Raw genomic sequence first — 15,624 nt, 5'->3', positions numbered from 1 at the left:
GGGTGACCTTGGCACGCTCAACCTCCGTACAGCGTCGGATGGATGACCACTGTCTCAAACAAGTCCCCAGAAGGGCCACCATTCACCCAGCGGAACCAACAGAAGTCCCCTTACGGGCGTCAAGAAGACCTTCAGAAGTCCTCGCGGGATGCCTCTTCCAGGACGACTCTGTAATGCAGACAACGACTGAGCCGGGCAGCCTGCCCACTGACGACGGCACGGAGGATCCATGACCATCCGAATGGTCCATGACCCCACTCGTGAACTGCCTGAGATGACCGCCCGGCTCGCCCCCGTACCGAAACTGGCGCCCGTACCCGGGCCCAGCCAGGATCTCCTCGACCGCGCACGCGTCGGCTGGGAGCGCTTCATCGACTCCGTCGATACGCCGTCCGATGAGTGACCGGTACGAGTACGTTCCCCACCGACTACTGCGCCGCCAGGTACGTGACATCGCGTCGGGTCTTGAGGGGGAGCTGATGGCCGTGATCAACGAGGACGTCTCGGACTCCGGCCACCACCACTGGATGGAGCTGGCCTACATCCGGGGCGCTTCCGGCCGCGAATTCTCCACAGCCGTCGACAACATCGAGCCATCCGCCCCGAACGAGGGCGGGTAGGAGAGGAAGCCCATGGGCAAGCACAGGTCGCCGATCGGCGACGACGGACACCAGCCCAACCGACCGGTTCCTCCGCCACCACCCCCGCCTCCGCCACCACCACCCCCGCCCAAGAAGTAGCAAGGGAGGAAGAGAACATGGGGATCGAGAGCCTCCTCGCCGGCATCACCGCGACCCTGGGGCGGCCCGCTGCCGAGCCGTGGCCGGCCATCGTCGCCGCCACCCCCCGCAGCACATTCCTTCCCGCCCTCGTGTGGGTTCGCGACGGAGATGGTGGCCATCGGCCGCTCGACCGGACATCAGAACCAGAGGCCTGGGAGGCTGCCGCGTACAGCGACCAGCCGCTCATCACCGAGTTCACGGTCCTCGGCGGCGCGCGAGTTCCGCTTTCGTCGGCCTCCGCGCCGAGCACCGTGGTGCGGCTGCTGGAGGATGCACGGCTGACAGCAAACAGCCGTGTCCTGGAGATCGGGACGGGCACGGGGTTCAACACGGCTCTGCTGTGTGCCCGCTGCTCCGACGGCCAGGTCGTGTCGCTCGACAACGTGCCCGAACTCTCGGTCCTCGCGCGCCATTCCCTGCGTGCCGCCGGCCACCGCCCCAAGGTGGTCACGGCCGACGGCACGGAGGGCTGGCCGGACCTCGCCCCGTACAGCCACATCCTCGCCACGTGCTCCGTACGTTCCGTACCGGTGAGCTGGCTGACACAGACGGAGCCCGGTGGCCGCATCGTCACCCCATGGGACAGCCCCTGGGTCTGCTACGGAACCCTGGCCCTCGAGAAGCAGGCTGATGGCGGAGCCATCGGCCGGTTCGCCGCCCACGGCTCGTACATGCTGATCTCCACGCAGCGCGTCGCCACGGACCTGGACGACGTACTCAAGCCCGGCCAGACCCCTGACACGTGCACCACCGCGCTGTCCCCATGGGACGTGGCAGGAGACGACCTCGACGCCCAGTTCCACCTCGGACTCAGCATCCGCGACGTATGGCACACCTGGGACACGTCCGGCGAGCATGCGCCCGTCCGGCTCTGGCTCGCCGACATCACCGGAGACAGCTGGGCCTCCGTCGACTGGGATGGCATGCAGGCCAAAACCTTCGCCACCGGCCAGTACGGGCCCCGACGCCTCTGGGACGAGATCGCGGCTGCCCACTCCTGGTGGTCTGCAGCCGGCCGCCCGGGGGTCGAGAGGTACGGCATGACGGTCACCTCCGACGGACGACACACACCGTGGCTCGATGCCCCCACGGCAACCGTGCCGATCGCGGGCACCCAATGAAGTCGGCGGAGCGCCCGGCAGCCCGGCGGGCTGCGTCCCTCAGCCGCAGACGACCGTTCGCCGCCGTCATCGGGCTGCGTGGACCGCTCTGCGGCGGCTGACGCCCAGCCCCAGACGGCCCGCGGACGCCGAGACGGGAGGAGTGCGCACCGGTCAGACGCGCTGCCCGCTCCTGCCGGGGGTCTGGTCACCGTCTCGCTCCGGCTGGGCCGCCCCTGCTCTCGGCCAGGCTCAGGGCCGGCCCTGCTCCCGGCCGGGGGCGCGGGGCGGTCCGCCCGGGCTCGGTCGGACCCTCGGGCACCCGGGCCGCCCGTCCCTGGCCACCCCGCTCCTCGGTCTGTCCCAGGTAACCGTCCTTTTGGGGGCTTCCCGACAGTCCTGTCTTTCCGTGTCGGGACGGCCGGTCAAGGGTGGCCGCAGGCCATCGCGAAGCGACGCGAACGCAGTGAGCGCCCTTGAGGGGCCGGCCCGACACGGCAAGACGATGGGACTGACGGGAAACCCCCAAACCATCCCTGATCAGGCCCCACAGGCACAGGCCCCCCGAAGCCCCCGCTCCGCAGGACGCCCCGCCCCGCGCAGGACCCCGTACTCCCCTCACACCTCCGGCGAGGCCGGGAGGTGGTCCAGGCGGCGGAGGATGACTCCCTCGCGCAGGGCCCAGGGGCAGATTTCGAGTTCCTCGACCCCCAGGAGGTCCATCGCGCCCTCCGCGACCAGCGCGCCCGCCAGGAGCTGGTTCGCGCGGCCTTCCGAGACGCCCGGCAGGGCCGAGCGCTGCGCCGTCGTCATGGCCGCCAGGCGCGGGACCCACTCCTCCAGGGACTTGCGGGTCAGGTCCCGCTGGACGTACAGGCCGTCCGCCGAGCGGGCCGCGCCCGCGATGCGGGCCAGCTGCTTGAAGGTCTTCGACGTCGCGACCACGTGGTCCGGCGCCCCGAAGCGGCTGAACCCGGCGACCGTACGGGCGATCTGGGCCCGCACGTGACGGCGTAGGGCCCGGATGTCCGCGGCGTCCGGCGGGTCCCCCGGGAGCCAGCCCGCGGTGAGGCGGCCCGCGCCCAGGGGGAGGGAGACGGCCGTGTCGGGGTCCTCGTCGATGCCGTACGCGATCTCCAGCGAGCCGCCGCCGATGTCGAGGACCAGCAGCTTCCCGGCCGACCAGCCGAACCAGCGCCGGACCGCCAGGAACGTCAGCCGGGCCTCGTCCTCGCCGCTGAGCACGGGCAGGTCGACGCCGGTCTCCAGCTTCACCTGGGCCAGGACCTCGTCCGCGTTCGTGGCTTCGCGCACGGCACTGGTCGCGAAGGGGAGGACGTCCTCGCAGCCCTTGTCCTCCGCGGCCTGCACCGCGCCGCGAATGACCGAAACGAGCCGCTCCACGCCCTCTGGAGTGACCGCGCCCGCCTCGTCGAGCAGCTCCGCCAGCCGCATCTCCACCTTGTGCGAGTGCGCCGGCTGCGGGCGCGCACCGGGGTGCGCGTCCACCACCAGCAGATGGATCGTGTTCGAACCCACATCGAGGACACCGAGTCTCATAGGGGGAAACGCTACTGCGAGGAACGCGCGGGGGTTGAGGAAGGGGCGCTTAGGCTGGGGTTGTGCCAAATTCGAAGAAGGCCAACAAGACCCGGTCGCAGAAGGACACGGGCGCCGGCGGCAGGTCCGGGAACAAGCCCAAGGACAAGCCCAAAAACAAGCCCAAGAGCGTCGTGGTGGCCGACGAGAAGGGCCTCGACTTCCCCCGGGCCTGGGTGGAATTCCCCGACCCCGCCGACGACGAGCAGATCTTCCGCTGCGACCTGACCTGGCTGACCTCCCGCTGGACCTGCATCTTCGGCAGCGGCTGCCAGGGCATCCAGGTGGGCCGGGCCGACGACGGCTGCTGCACGCTCGGCGCGCACTTCTCCGACGAGGACGACGAGAAGCGCGTGGCGCAGCACGTGGCGCGGCTGACGCCCGAGCTGTGGCAGTTCCACGACGTCGGCAGCGAGACCGGGTGGACCCAGCATGACGACGACGGGGAGAAGCAGACCCGTCGCTGGGACGGCGCGTGCATCTTCCTGAACCGGCCGGGGTTCCCCGCCGGGGCCGGCTGCTCGCTGCACATCCTGGCGGTGCAGGAGGGCCGCGAGCCGCTGGAGACCAAGCCCGACGTCTGCTGGCAGCTGCCGATCCGCCGCACGTACGACTGGATCGACCGGCCCGACGACACCCGGGTGCTCCAGGTGTCGATCGGTGAGTACGACCGCCGCGGCTGGGGCCCGGGCGGCCACGATCTGCACTGGTGGTGCACGTCGGCCACCTCCGCGCACGGCGCCGGGGACCCGGTGTACGTGTCGTACCGCCCCGAGCTGACGGAGCTGATGGGCAAGGAGGGGTACGAGGCGCTCGTGAAGCTGTGCGAGGCACGGCTGGCCTCCCTGCTGCCGATGGCCCCGCACCCGGCCGACCCGGTCCCGCCCACTCCGGCCGCCTAGCGCCGCGCGCGCCCCGGATCGCCCGAGCCCTACGGCCGCTGCGGCCCTACGGGTCCCACGGCCCTACGGGTCCACTCCGGCCCTACGGGTCCCGCGCGGCCCGACCGGCCCCTGTTGCCCCTACGGCCCCGCGGGCCCCGGCGCGTCGGTCGGCTCCGGTGGCGGGGAAACCGTTCCGCCTGAGCCATCCGTCGGGGTCGGCGTGGGCGTCGGGGGCTGCGTCGGCTCCGTGGGGGTCGGCGTCGGCGTGGGGGTCGGCGTGGGCCGCGGCGGTTCCGTGGGGTCCGGCGGCGGCGGGGGCGTCGGCCTGGGCGGCGTCGGTGCCGGGCGCCCGCGGCCCCGTACGGAGACCACCGCGCCGCCGGGATCCACCCCGACCCGGGCGGTCCAGGCGCCCACGGGCTGGGCTTCGCGGTCCACCACGATCCGCAGGGTGACCGATTCTCCAGGGGCCAGCGTGCCCGCGGTCCGGTCGGCGCGCAGCCAGGGGGCGTCGGACCAGAGCCGCCAGTCCACGGGGCCGCCGCCCGAGGCGGTGAGGGTGAGCAGGGTGACGGCCCCTTCGGAGGCCGCCGCCACGGTGAGGCGGCCGGGGGCGCCGGCCCGGTCGGGGGTGGCCGGGGGGCCCGTACTGATCACCTCGACGGAGACGTCGGGGGCGGCGCTGCCAGGGGCGAAGCCGGGTCCGCCGATGGTGGTGGCCGCGTTGCCGGCGTTCTCGTACGCCGTGAGGGGCCGGCCGGCCGCCAGCGGCGGCGGGAGCTCGGACTCGCTGGCGGAGATACGGGCGGCTCCGCCGCCGACGGGTTCGCCGGTGCTGGGGGCGCCGCGGTACGCGGCCCACAGCGCCAGGACCGGGGCGGCGACGACGGTGGCGACCACGGTGGTGGTCACCGCCCGGGCGCGCAGCCGGTCGCGGCGGGCGGCGCGGTCCTTGGGGTCCATCGGGAAGCCGGTGCGGTCGAAGCGCGGGCCGGGCCGGCGGCGGCGTCCACCGGAGCGGAGCATCGCCGCGTGGATGGCGGTGCGCGGGGCCGGGACCAGCGGGAGGGCGGCGGTGTCGATGCCGCCGGAGCCGGGCCAGGGGGCCGCGGCGCCGAGGCGTTCGGCGACACGGCGACATCGCGGGCAGTCGTCGACGTGGCGGACGAGCTCGGCGCGCAGGGTGGTGGACAGCAGCACGCCGCCGTCACCCTCCTCGCCGGTGAGGCGGGACACGGTGGGACAGCCGGCGGTCTCGACCACGGCGAGGGCGGCGCGGGTGCGCTCGACCTCGCAGGCGGCGCCGGACAGCAGCTCCCGGGCAGTGGTGGGGGCGGTACCGAGGACGGCGGCCAGCTCGGGCACGCCGAGGCGGTGGCGTACGGCGAGTTCGAGGGCCTCGCGCTGCTCGGGCGTGGTCCCGGCGGCCTCCGGCCAGGCGAGCCGGGCCAGCTCGGTACGGCGGTACGCGCTCACGTCAAGGGTGCGCCGGGCTCCGGAAACCCCGGCGGGGTCGGTGTCAGCACCCGGCGCACGGCCGGAATTCGTGCGCTCCGGCGCACGCCCGGCGCAATGCGCTCCCTGCCGGGCGCGCCGCTGCTCGGCCAGGCGTCGCAGGCAGCCCCAACGGGCCAGGGCGTACAGCCAGGCCCGCCGCTCGCCCTCGTCGGGGCAGCGGTTGGGGTGACGTTCCGCCACTGCGAGGACATCGCCCAGCACGTCGGTGGCGGTGTCGTGGTCACACAGGACCGACAGGCAGTAGGTGAACAGGCCGTCCAGATAGGGCTCGTGCCGGAAGGGGGGCGGCTGCTCCCCTTCAAGGGGTGTGCGCCCCTGCGCCCGGTGTGCGCCGGTGCGCGATGAGGAGTGTGCCTGGTTGCTGCTGTTCACCTGGCGACCGTAGGCGGCACGCCCGTGGCGCCTCGGAAGCCTTCAGCACTTTTAGTCCTTACGGGTGAACAGATCGGCGCTCCGCTGACACGCGCCCTGACGCGGACGCCCCACTGGCCCCACCGGCACCCCTCACCGAGCCGCCGGGCCCCGCCGGACCCACCGCCCGGCGGCTCTGTCAGTACGGACGGCTACGGTGGGCGCCATGGCTGCCCGTACTGCTCGTTCATCCGCCAAGGACCGGCCGTCCTACCGCTGTACCGAGTGCGGCTGGACGACCGCGAAGTGGCTCGGGCGGTGTCCCGAGTGCCAGGCGTGGGGCACCGTCGAGGAGATGGGCGCGCCCGCCGTGCGCACCACGGCCGCGGGCCGGGTGTCGACGGCCGCCGTGCCGATCGCGCAGGTCGACGGCCGGACGGCGGCCGCGCGCAGCACCGGCGTGGACGAGCTCGACCGCGTCCTCGGCGGCGGGCTCGTGCCCGGCGCGGTGGTGCTGCTCGCCGGGGAGCCCGGCGTCGGGAAGTCGACGCTGCTGCTGGACGTGGCGGCGAAGGCGGCCAGCGACGAGCACCGCACCCTGTACGTCACGGGTGAGGAGTCCGCGAGCCAGGTGCGGCTGCGGGCCGACCGGATCAACGCGCTGAACGACCACCTCTACCTCGCCGCGGAGACCGACCTGTCGGCGGTGCTCGGGCATCTCGACGCCGTGAAGCCCTCCCTCCTGATCCTGGACTCCGTACAGACCGTCGCCTCGCCCGAGATCGACGGCGCGCCCGGCGGCATGGCCCAGGTCCGCGAGGTGGCCGGGGCGCTGATCCGGGCCTCCAAGGAGCGCGGGATGTCCACCCTCCTCGTCGGCCACGTGACGAAGGACGGGGCCATCGCCGGCCCCCGGCTCCTGGAGCACCTGGTCGACGTGGTGCTGAGCTTCGAGGGCGACCGGCACGCCCGGCTGCGGCTCGTGCGCGGCATCAAGAACCGGTACGGGGCCACCGACGAGGTCGGCTGCTTCGAGCTGCACGACGAGGGCATCACCGGGCTCGCCGACCCGAGCGGGCTGTTCCTGACCCGGCGTGCCGAGGCCGTGCCCGGGACCTGCCTGACCGTGACCCTGGAGGGCAAGCGCCCGCTGGTCGCCGAGGTACAGGCGCTGACGGTGGACTCGCAGATCCCCTCCCCCCGGCGCACGACCTCGGGCCTGGAGACCTCCCGCGTGTCGATGATGCTGGCGGTGCTGGAGCAGCGCGGCCGGATCACGGCGCTCGGCAAGCGGGACATCTACAGCGCCACGGTGGGCGGGGTGAAGCTCACCGAACCGGCCGCCGACCTGGCGATCGCGCTGGCGCTGGCCTCGGCCGCCAGTGACGTCCCGCTCCCCAAGAACCTCGTCGCCATCGGGGAGGTGGGGCTGGCCGGTGAGGTGCGGCGCGTGACCGGCGTACAGCGGCGGCTCGCGGAGGCGCACCGGCTGGGGTTCACGCACGCCCTGGTGCCGGCCGATCCGGGCAAGGTGCCGGCCGGGATGAAGGTCATCGAGGTGGCCGACATGGGCGATGCGCTACGGGTCCTGCCGCGCGGGCGGTCGCGTACGCCGGCCAAGGAGCGCGCAGCCGACTAGACCCTGCCGGGCGATGGCTGGACAGTCCCGGGCGATGGCCGGGCGGGGCCGAGATCACCCCGGATCCGGTCGCGCCGCTGGTCAGGGGCCCTTACGGGGTCCCCCGCGGGCCTACCTGGCCAAGCCACGGCGGGGCCACAGCGTGCGCCGGTAGACTTTGGGCTGGTCCGCCCGGCCGTACGCACGTCCTCGTGCCCGCGGCGCTGGGCGGCGCAACCCGCGACCGGAGGAGTGCAGTGGCAGCCAAGGACGGGGCAGCAGCATCCGGGAAGTCGGGCGCGAGCTCCAAGCAGGAGGCCATGATGCGGGCCTCGCTGAGCGCGGTCGCACCTGGTCAGCCGCTGCGTGACGGCCTGGAACGGATCGTCCGCGGCAACACCGGCGGCCTCATCGTCCTCGGCATGGACAAGAGCGTCGAGGCGATGTGCACCGGCGGCTTCGTCCTGGACGTGGAGTTCACCGCGACCCGGCTGCGCGAGCTGTGCAAACTCGACGGCGCGCTCATCCTCGACAAGGACATCACCAAGATCCTGCGGGCCGGTGTGCAGCTGGTGCCGGACGCGTCGATCCACACCGAGGAGACCGGCACCCGGCACCGCACCGCCGACCGGGTCTCCAAGCAGTGCGGGTTCCCCGTCGTGTCCGTGTCGCAGTCGATGCGGCTGATCGCGCTGTACGTGGACGGCGAACGCCGCGTCCTGGAGGAGTCCGGGGCGATCCTGTCCCGGGCGAACCAGGCGCTGGCCACGCTGGAGCGGTACAAGCTGCGGCTGGACGAGGTCGCGGGCACGCTGTCGGCGCTGGAGATCGAGGACCTGGTCACGGTCCGCGATGTGACCGCGGTCGCGCAGCGGCTGGAAATGGTCCGCCGGATCGCGACCGAGATCGCCGAGTACGTGGTCGAACTGGGCACGGACGGGCGACTGCTGTCGCTCCAGCTGGACGAGCTGACGGTCGGGATCGAGCAGGAGCGGGAGCTCGTCATCCGGGACTACGTGCCGGAGCCGACGGCGAAGCGTTCCCGCACGGTGGACGAGGCCCTGGCCGAGCTGGACGCGCTGACGCATCCGGAGCTGCTGGAGCTGGCCATCGTCGCGAAGGCGCTGGGGTACACGGGCTCGCCCGAGACCCTGGACTCGGCGGTGTCGCCGCGCGGCTACCGGCTGCTGGCGAAGGTACCGAGGCTGCCGGGCGCGATCATCGAGCGCCTCGTGGAGCACTTCGGCGGCCTGCAGAAGCTGCTCGCCGCCAGCGTGGACGACCTGCAGACGGTCGACGGCGTGGGCGAGGCGCGTGCGCGCAGCGTCCGCGAGGGCCTGTCCCGCCTGGCGGAGTCCTCGATCCTCGAACGCTACGTCTAGCGTCTGGGCTGCGCCGCTGCCCGGTCTTCGGCTGCGCGCCGCTGTCGGGGCTCCGCCCCCGAACCCCGCGCCTCAAACGCCGGCGAGGCTGAATCTCCAGCCCCGCCGGCGTTTGAGGCGCGGGGGTCCGGGGGCGGAGCCCCCGGCTGTCAGTCCTGCTTCAGGACGAACGAGGTCCGGGCGACCGGCATGCCCGGGGCCTTGACCTCGACCACGTACGTGTCCGCCGCCGCCGACCCCGCCGGAGGCGACTGGCACTGGCCCGCCGCGCTGAACTTGCGGTCCCAGTCCAGCGACTGCTTCGACTCGCCCTGCGCGGGGATGCGGAAGAAGACGTTGCCCGCGCCCGCCGGGCAGTCCGCCGAGGACCACACGGCCTTGCTGCTCGTGGCCTGAAGGATGGTCAGGACCGCCTGCTTGGGGCCGAGGTCGGCCTTGCACGTGGTGCCGGAGATGTTGCGGGCGATCAGTTCGAGACGGGGCTTCTCGTTCGCCTCGTACTCGTTCTTCGCGCTCTTGACCTCCCACTGCAGCGCACTCGGCGCGCAGGTGGGAAGGCCGGAGTCCGCCGGAACCTGGTCCGGGCCGCCGCCCGCGCCGGCCGCCGCGCCGCCGGAGGCCGAGCCCGAGCCGGATCCGGAACCCGTACCGCTGCCCGGTTCGCCGTTCTTGCCGGTGCCGGCGGAGCCGCCGCCCTCGGACCCCGTGGTGCCGCCGCCCGACTCCGTGCGCCCGCCCGGGGCCTGACTGATCGCCGGCCCCGTCCCGGCCGGGCCGGGGGTGATCGAGGTGACGGGATCGGGGTGGCCCTGGCCCTTTCCGTTCGTACTCGTCTTCCCCCCGCCGGATGTGACGACCCACAGGGCGAGGACGGAGAGGAGCGCGACAACGGAAGCCATCACAGCCCTCCGTCGCCAGTAGATGGAGGAGGGGAGCGGCCCGACCGGATTGCGCAGAGATCCCACGGACGGAACTTTACGAGAGTCCGGGACCCGATCAGTGCCCCACATGCCGCGCAACGGCCTCGATTTGCCGATGATCATCCTGCGGGCGCAATCCGGAACGCCAAGATCCGGCCACCGGTCCGACGCGGAGGTGATTCCGGCCTGAGTACGGTCGGTAACCATGAACAGCTCCGGCCTCTACCGCGACATCACCGACTTCGCCCACACGACACCCTCCTGGGTCCGGTCGGTCTTCGAAGTGTGGACGGAGTACGGACTCCTGCTCTTCGGCGCGCTCTTCATAGCCGTCTGGTGGCGGGCCCGCTGCAGCCGCGGCAACCGCGCGGTGGCACTCGCCGTCCTCGCGCCGCCGGCCACCGCCGTCGCGTACGCCGCCTCGGAGTCGCTGAAGTCCGTCGTGGACGAGGAGCGGCCCTGCCGCGCCGTGGCCGGGGCGGCGGCCTCGCTCATCGCGTGCCCGGCCCCCGGCGACTGGTCCTTCCCCAGCAACCATGCGGCCATCGCGGGCGCCGCCGCCGTCGCGCTGACCCTGGCGGTACGCCGTCTCGCGCTGCTGACCGTGCCGCTCGCGCTGCTCATGGCCTTCTCCCGGGTCTTCGTCGGCGTGCACTACCCGCACGACGTCGCAGTGGGCCTGCTGCTGGGCGGCGCAGTGGCCGGGCTCGTCGTCCTGGTGCTCACCGGTCCGATCAGTACAATCACTGCCGCCATGCGGGCGAGCGGGATCCGCGCCGCCGTCTGGTTCACCGGTCCGGGCCCGGCACGTGAGGTGTGAAACGTGCCAGGATGCCGATTGCCATGACTGCATCCCCCACTTCCTCCCCCGAGACCCCCGGCGTCCCCGGCGTCCCCGACGTCCCTGACACCGCCCCCGTCACCGACGCCTCCCACGCCCTGCACTCCCCCGTCATCGCGTGGTTCGACGAGCACGCCCGCGACCTGCCCTGGCGCCGTCCCGAGGCTGGCCCCTGGGGGGTCATGGTCAGCGAGTTCATGCTCCAGCAGACCCCCGTCAGCCGGGTCCTGCCGGTCTACGAGCAGTGGCTCGCCCGCTGGCCCCGGCCCGCCGACCTGGCCGCCGAGGCCCCCGGCGAGGCCGTACGGGCCTGGGGGCGGCTCGGCTACCCGCGCAGGGCGCTGCGGCTGCACGGCGCGGCGCTGGCGATAACGGAGCGGCACGGGGGCGACGTACCCAGGGAGCACGCGCAGCTGCTCTCGCTGCCCGGCATCGGCGAGTACACGGCCGCCGCCGTGGCCTCGTTCGCGTACGGGCAGCGGCACGCCGTCCTCGACACCAACGTCCGGCGGGTCTTCGCCCGGACCACCACCGGGGTCGAGTACCCGCCGAACGCCACCACCGCCGCCGAACGGCGCCTGGCGCGGGCCCTGCTGCCCGAGGACGAGGACGTCGCGGCACGCTGGGCGGCGGCGTCGATGGAGCTGGGCGCGCTGGTGTGCACGGCCAAGAGCCCGGACTGCGCCCGCTGCCCGGTGGCCGGGCTGTGCGCGTGGCGCCTCGCAGGGAAGCCCGCGCACGAGGGGCCGCCGCGGCGCGGGCAGACGTACGCGGGGACCGACCGGCAGGTGCGCGGCAAACTGCTCGCCCTGCTCCGGGAGGCGGTGGGCGCGGTTCCGCAAGCTGTGCTGGACACGGTCTGGGACGAGCCGGTGCAGCGCGCCCGGGCCTTGGACGGGCTGGTCTCCGACGGGCTGGTGGAGCCTCTGCCCGGAGGGATGTACCGGCTTCCGCAGACGGTCGCGGGGCCCGGTCCAGGCGTGGACGGGGCGTGATGCGCAGGGGTCGCGGAGGCACTCGAAACTGACTCGAAGATTCCGCTTCCGGCCGGGAAACTGCAGCTCAAGGGCGCTGTTACATAACCTATGGCTGTCCGTGCGTCCACCGAAGGCTGGCCCGCACAGGCCCGTGACAACCCCTCCGTACCTTCAGATCCGTAAGCCAGCGGACGAGCGGTTGAACGGAACGGAGGCGGTCTGAGATGGCGCACGGCGAGGTACTCGAATTCGAAGAGTACGTACGCACCCGGCAGGACGCCCTGCTGCGCAGTGCCCGGCGCCTGGTCCCGGACCCCACCGACGCCCAGGACCTCCTGCAGACCGCCCTCGTGCGCACCTACGGCCGCTGGGACGGCATCGCCGACAAGTCCCTGGCCGACGCCTACCTCCGCCGCGTCATGATCAACACCCGCACCGAGTGGTGGCGTGCCCGCAAGCTCGAAGAAGTCCCCACCGAGCAGCTCCCCGACGCCTCCGTCGAGGACGGTTCGGACCAGCGCGCCGACCGCGCCCTGCTGATGGACATCCTCAAGGTCCTCGCGCCCAAGCAGCGCAGCGTCGTGGTGCTGCGACACTGGGAGCAGATGAGCACCGAGGAGACGGCCGCGGCGCTCGGAATGTCGGCGGGAACCGTGAAGAGCACCCTGCACCGCGCACTGGCCCGCCTCCGGCAGGAGTTGGAGAGCCGGGACCTGGACATGCGCGCGCTGGAACGCGGGGACCACACCATCCGGTACGAGGGGCGTGAGCGGTGCGCGGCCTGAATGGCCAAGGCCTGACTGACAGGAGTTCACTGGCGCTGATGTCGGCGGGGACGGTCGTCCTCGTCGGCTCGGCGCTGTTGGCCGTCGGCTGCTCCACGGGCGGCACCGGCCTGCGCGACGGCGGTCCCGCCCGTACGGACGCCATGTCCAAGGCCGTCCAGTCCGCGGCCTCCGAGCACGCCGAGCCCTCCGCCTCCGATTCGCCCGACGCCTCCTCCGGGGCCTCCGCCGCCGCCTCCGGCAGGCCCGCGAAGAAGGTCGACCCGGTCGCACTGCTCAGGGCGGACCCCAAGGTCAGCGCCGACGTCAAGCGGGAACTCAAGCCCTGCACGGGCAAGGAGTACCCGGTGGACGTGAGCTACGGGCGGGTCACCGGGAACACCGTCGTCGACATCGTGGTGAACGTGCTGTCCTGCGCGGACGCGCTGGGCCGGGGCTCGTACGTGTATCGCGCGGACGGCGGAACGTACGAGAATGTGTTCTCGGACGAACAGCCACCCGTCTACGCGGAGATCGACCGGGGCGACCTGGTCGTCACGAAGCCGGTCTACGGAAAGAGCGAGCCGCTCTCCTATCCGTCGGGCGAGGACGTGATCACGTACCGCTGGAACGGGGAGAAGTTCACCGAGCAGGACCGGGTGCACTCGGAGTACAGCAACGTGGTCGACGGCGGGCAGCCCGCCCCGGCCACGAGTCAGAAGAACTGAACCCGGCAGCACCGAACACCCGAGAACTCAACACCGAAGAACCGAGTACCGAAGGACCGAGGCGAGTCTTCCGTATGGCCGAGACCCATGTCCTGTTCGTGGAGGACGACGACGTCATCCGTGAGGCCACGACCCTGGCGCTGGAGCGCGACGGGTTCGTGGTCACCGCCATGCCCGACGGCCTGTCCGGCCTGGAGTCCTTCCGGGCCGACCGCCCCGACATCGCGCTGCTCGACGTGATGGTCCCCGGCATGGACGGCGTGAGCCTGTGCCGGCGCATCCGCGACGAGTCCACCGTCCCCGTGATCATGCTGTCGGCGCGCGCCGACTCCATCGACGTGGTGCTGGGCCTGGAGGCGGGCGCCGACGACTACGTCACCAAGCCCTTCGACGGCTCGGTGCTCGTCGCCCGGATCCGCGCGGTGCTGCGCCGCTTCGGCCACGCCGGCGGCCCGCAGAACGGCGGCGCGGGCGGCGACGAGGGACCGGCCGGGGAGCGCGGGGTGCTCAGCTTCGGCGACCTCCAGGTGGACACGGAGGGCATGGAGGTGCGCAAGGCGGGTGCGGCCGTGGCCCTGACCCCGACGGAGATGCGGCTGCTGCTGGAGTTCTCCTCCGCGCCCGGCACCGTCCTGTCCCGCGACCGGCTGCTGGAGCGGGTCTGGGACTACGACTGGGGCGGCGACACCCGGGTCGTCGACGTCCACGTCCAGCGGCTGCGCACGAAGATCGGACAGGACCGGATCGAGACGGTCCGGGGCTTCGGATACAAGCTCAAACCATGAGGCGCTTCACCCTCCGTACCGGGATCCGCTGGAAGATCACACTCGCCATCGCCGCCGTCGGCGCGCTCACCGCGGTCGCGCTGAGTCTGGTGGTGCACAGCGCTGCCCGGGTGTCGATGCTGGAGAGCGCCCGCGAGGTGCAGCTGGACCGCGTCCAGTTCATGTCCCGCATTGTCGACGCCGGGCGCAAGCCGCCCCTCGGCTTCAAGATCAACGACCCCGACCTGCCCTCCCAGCTGCGGCAGAAGGTGCAGTCGGGGCGGCGCGGGACCTACGTCCAGGAGACCCCGGGCGGGATCCAGGAGGTCTGGGCGGCGGTGCCGCTCGGCAACGGGCAGGCGCTGTCATTGCACAGCCAGTTCCGGGAGAGCGCCAACATGGTGCGCGACCTGGACCGGGCCCTGGTCGTCGGCTCCCTCGCCGTGGTGATCGGCGGCTCGGCGCTCGGCGTGCTCATCGGCGGGCAGATCTCGCGCCGGCTGCGCAAGGCGGCCGCCGCCGCGCAGCGGGTGGCCCACGGGGATCCCGAGGTACGGGTCCGGGACGCGGTCGGCGGAGTCGTACGGGACGAGACCGACGACCTGGCCCGGGCGGTGGACGCCATGGCCGACGCCCTCCAGCAGCGGCTGGAGGCCGAGCGGCGGGTGACCGCGGACATCGCGCACGAGCTGCGGACCCCGGTGACGGGCCTGCTGACCGCAGCGGAACTGCTGCCTCCGGGGCGGCCGACCGAGCTGGTGCGGGACCGGGCGCAGGCGATGCGCGCCCTGGTCGAGGACGTGCTGGAGGTGGCCCGGCTGGACAGCGCGTCCGAGCGGGCGGAGCTCCAGGAAGTGGCGCTGGGCGAGTTCGTGAGCCGCCGGGTGACGGCGCTGATGCCCGAGGCGACCGTACGGATCGTCGCGGACGAGATCGTCAGCACCGACCCGCGGCGGCTGGAGCGGATCCTGGGCAACCTGCTGGCCAACGCCGCCCGGTACGGGCAGCCGCCGGTCCAGGTCGACGTCGAGGGCCGGGTCGTACGGGTCCGGGACCACGGTCCGGGCTTCCCGGAGGCCCTGCTGCGCGAGGGGCCGAGCCGCTTCCGCACCGGATCGACGGACCGCGCGGGCGTGGGGCACGGGCTGGGGCTGACCATCGCGGAGGGGCAGGCGCGGGTCCTGGGCGCCCGGCTGACCTTCCGCAACGTGGCCGCTCCGGGCGGGGCGGACCGCGAGGGCTCCGCGGCCGGCGCGGTGGCGGTGCTGTGGCTGCCGGAGCACGCGCCGACGGCGACGGGCAGCTTCCCCGTGATCCAGCTGCCCCAGCACTAGGGCAGGTCGGGACGGGTCGGGTCGCGTCCCCGGGGCCCGATCAGTACCGGGCCGTTCATCGC

The 15,624-nt window shown here is 72.9% G+C and carries 15 protein-coding genes; 12 read left to right on the top strand and 3 right to left on the bottom strand.

Annotated features, from left to right (window positions below):
* The first annotated feature begins 229 nt into the window (after positions 1–229).
* The 3 genes from OG447_RS09405 (at position 230) to OG447_RS09395 (ending at position 1,903) form a co-directional block, all read left to right on the top strand.
* On the top strand, positions 230–403 hold the full coding sequence (locus OG447_RS09405; protein ID WP_266936023.1) for a hypothetical protein: 174 nt from the start codon (positions 230–232) through the stop codon (positions 401–403).
* Positions 396–620, top strand: a complete 225-nt coding sequence (locus tag OG447_RS09400; RefSeq protein WP_266936022.1) for a hypothetical protein — start codon at positions 396–398, stop codon at positions 618–620. Before OG447_RS09405 ends, OG447_RS09400 begins: the two co-directional genes overlap by 8 nt.
* A 137-nt stretch (positions 621–757) precedes the next feature.
* On the top strand, positions 758–1,903 hold the full coding sequence (locus OG447_RS09395; RefSeq protein ID WP_266936021.1) for a methyltransferase domain-containing protein: 1,146 nt from the start codon (positions 758–760) through the stop codon (positions 1,901–1,903).
* A gap of 597 nt (positions 1,904–2,500) precedes the next feature.
* Here the strand turns inward: OG447_RS09395 and OG447_RS09390 are convergent.
* Positions 2,501–3,442, bottom strand: a complete 942-nt coding sequence (locus OG447_RS09390) for a Ppx/GppA phosphatase family protein (protein ID WP_266936020.1) — start codon at positions 3,440–3,442, stop codon at positions 2,501–2,503.
* 62 nt (positions 3,443–3,504) lie between these two features.
* Here OG447_RS09390 and OG447_RS09385 point away from each other — a divergent pair, with 62 nt between their 5' ends.
* Positions 3,505–4,383 carry a hypothetical protein gene (locus OG447_RS09385; RefSeq protein WP_266936019.1) on the top strand — a complete coding sequence of 293 codons (879 nt, stop codon included), beginning with the start codon at positions 3,505–3,507 and terminating at the stop codon, positions 4,381–4,383.
* A 120-nt stretch (positions 4,384–4,503) separates the two neighbouring features.
* Here OG447_RS09385 and OG447_RS09380 read toward each other — a convergent pair whose 3' ends face one another.
* Positions 4,504–6,255: a hypothetical protein gene (locus OG447_RS09380; RefSeq protein ID WP_266936018.1), complete on the bottom strand. Its 1,752-nt coding sequence runs from the start codon at positions 6,253–6,255 to the stop codon at positions 4,504–4,506.
* Positions 6,256–6,460: 205 nt separating this feature from the next.
* On the opposite strand from OG447_RS09380, the gene radA reads away from it, so the two are divergent.
* The gene (gene radA, locus OG447_RS09375; RefSeq protein WP_266936017.1) at positions 6,461–7,873 is read left to right on the top strand and encodes a DNA repair protein RadA; all 1,413 of its coding nucleotides are present in this window, start codon (positions 6,461–6,463) and stop codon (positions 7,871–7,873) included.
* A 236-nt stretch (positions 7,874–8,109) separates the two neighbouring features.
* Positions 8,110–9,234 (top strand): DNA integrity scanning diadenylate cyclase DisA, encoded by a 1,125-nt coding sequence (gene disA / locus OG447_RS09370; protein WP_266936016.1) that lies wholly within the window; start codon positions 8,110–8,112, stop codon positions 9,232–9,234.
* 149 nt (positions 9,235–9,383) lie between these two features.
* Here disA and OG447_RS09365 read toward each other — a convergent pair whose 3' ends face one another.
* Positions 9,384–10,133, bottom strand: coding sequence for a hypothetical protein (locus OG447_RS09365; RefSeq protein WP_323181745.1), 750 nt, complete (start codon positions 10,131–10,133; stop codon positions 9,384–9,386).
* 226 nt (positions 10,134–10,359) lie between these two features.
* On the opposite strand from OG447_RS09365, the gene OG447_RS09360 reads away from it, so the two are divergent.
* The 6 genes from OG447_RS09360 to cseC all read left to right on the top strand — a co-directional run bounded on the left by OG447_RS09360 (position 10,360) and on the right by cseC (position 15,562).
* The gene (locus OG447_RS09360; RefSeq protein WP_266936014.1) at positions 10,360–10,974 is read left to right on the top strand and encodes a phosphatase PAP2 family protein; all 615 of its coding nucleotides are present in this window, start codon (positions 10,360–10,362) and stop codon (positions 10,972–10,974) included.
* A gap of 23 nt (positions 10,975–10,997) precedes the next feature.
* Complete coding sequence (locus tag OG447_RS09355) at positions 10,998–11,990, top strand: A/G-specific adenine glycosylase (protein ID WP_266936013.1); 993 nt, start codon at positions 10,998–11,000, stop codon at positions 11,988–11,990.
* Positions 11,991–12,196: 206 nt separating this feature from the next.
* Complete coding sequence (locus OG447_RS09350) at positions 12,197–12,757, top strand: SigE family RNA polymerase sigma factor (RefSeq protein WP_069920779.1); 561 nt, start codon at positions 12,197–12,199, stop codon at positions 12,755–12,757.
* Between the two features lie 38 nt (positions 12,758–12,795).
* A complete protein-coding gene (locus tag OG447_RS09345; RefSeq protein ID WP_266936012.1) occupies positions 12,796–13,464 on the top strand; it encodes a hypothetical protein in 669 nt (222 codons plus the stop codon).
* A 74-nt stretch (positions 13,465–13,538) separates the two neighbouring features.
* Positions 13,539–14,249, top strand: coding sequence for a two-component system response regulator CseB (gene cseB / locus OG447_RS09340; protein WP_266936011.1), 711 nt, complete (start codon positions 13,539–13,541; stop codon positions 14,247–14,249).
* Positions 14,246–15,562 carry a two-component system sensor histidine kinase CseC gene (cseC, locus tag OG447_RS09335; RefSeq protein ID WP_266936010.1) on the top strand — a complete coding sequence of 439 codons (1,317 nt, stop codon included), beginning with the start codon at positions 14,246–14,248 and terminating at the stop codon, positions 15,560–15,562. Before cseB ends, cseC begins: the two co-directional genes overlap by 4 nt.
* Positions 15,563–15,624 lie beyond the last annotated feature (62 nt).

Source organism: Streptomyces sp. NBC_01408 (genome assembly GCF_026340255.1).
Lineage (GTDB): Bacteria > Actinomycetota > Actinomycetes > Streptomycetales > Streptomycetaceae > Streptomyces.
The sequence above is the reverse complement of the archived record's forward strand: the minus strand, read 5'-3'. Positions and strand labels throughout refer to the sequence as shown.

Coding starts and splice junctions, on each gene's coding strand:
- OG447_RS09345 (WP_266936012.1), top strand. CDS start 12,796: ATGTCGGCGGGGACGGTCGTCCTCGTCGGCTCGGCGCTGTTGGCCGTC.
- OG447_RS09390 (WP_266936020.1), bottom strand. CDS start 3,442: ATGAGACTCGGTGTCCTCGATGTGGGTTCGAACACGATCCATCTGCTG.
- OG447_RS09395 (WP_266936021.1), top strand. CDS start 758: ATGGGGATCGAGAGCCTCCTCGCCGGCATCACCGCGACCCTGGGGCGG.
- OG447_RS09365 (WP_323181745.1), bottom strand. CDS start 10,133: ATGGCTTCCGTTGTCGCGCTCCTCTCCGTCCTCGCCCTGTGGGTCGTC.
- OG447_RS09350 (WP_069920779.1), top strand. CDS start 12,197: ATGGCGCACGGCGAGGTACTCGAATTCGAAGAGTACGTACGCACCCGG.
- radA (WP_266936017.1), top strand. CDS start 6,461: ATGGCTGCCCGTACTGCTCGTTCATCCGCCAAGGACCGGCCGTCCTAC.
- OG447_RS09355 (WP_266936013.1), top strand. CDS start 10,998: ATGACTGCATCCCCCACTTCCTCCCCCGAGACCCCCGGCGTCCCCGGC.
- OG447_RS09360 (WP_266936014.1), top strand. CDS start 10,360: ATGAACAGCTCCGGCCTCTACCGCGACATCACCGACTTCGCCCACACG.
- OG447_RS09400 (WP_266936022.1), top strand. CDS start 396: ATGAGTGACCGGTACGAGTACGTTCCCCACCGACTACTGCGCCGCCAG.
- OG447_RS09405 (WP_266936023.1), top strand. CDS start 230: ATGACCATCCGAATGGTCCATGACCCCACTCGTGAACTGCCTGAGATG.
- cseB (WP_266936011.1), top strand. CDS start 13,539: ATGGCCGAGACCCATGTCCTGTTCGTGGAGGACGACGACGTCATCCGT.
- cseC (WP_266936010.1), top strand. CDS start 14,246: ATGAGGCGCTTCACCCTCCGTACCGGGATCCGCTGGAAGATCACACTC.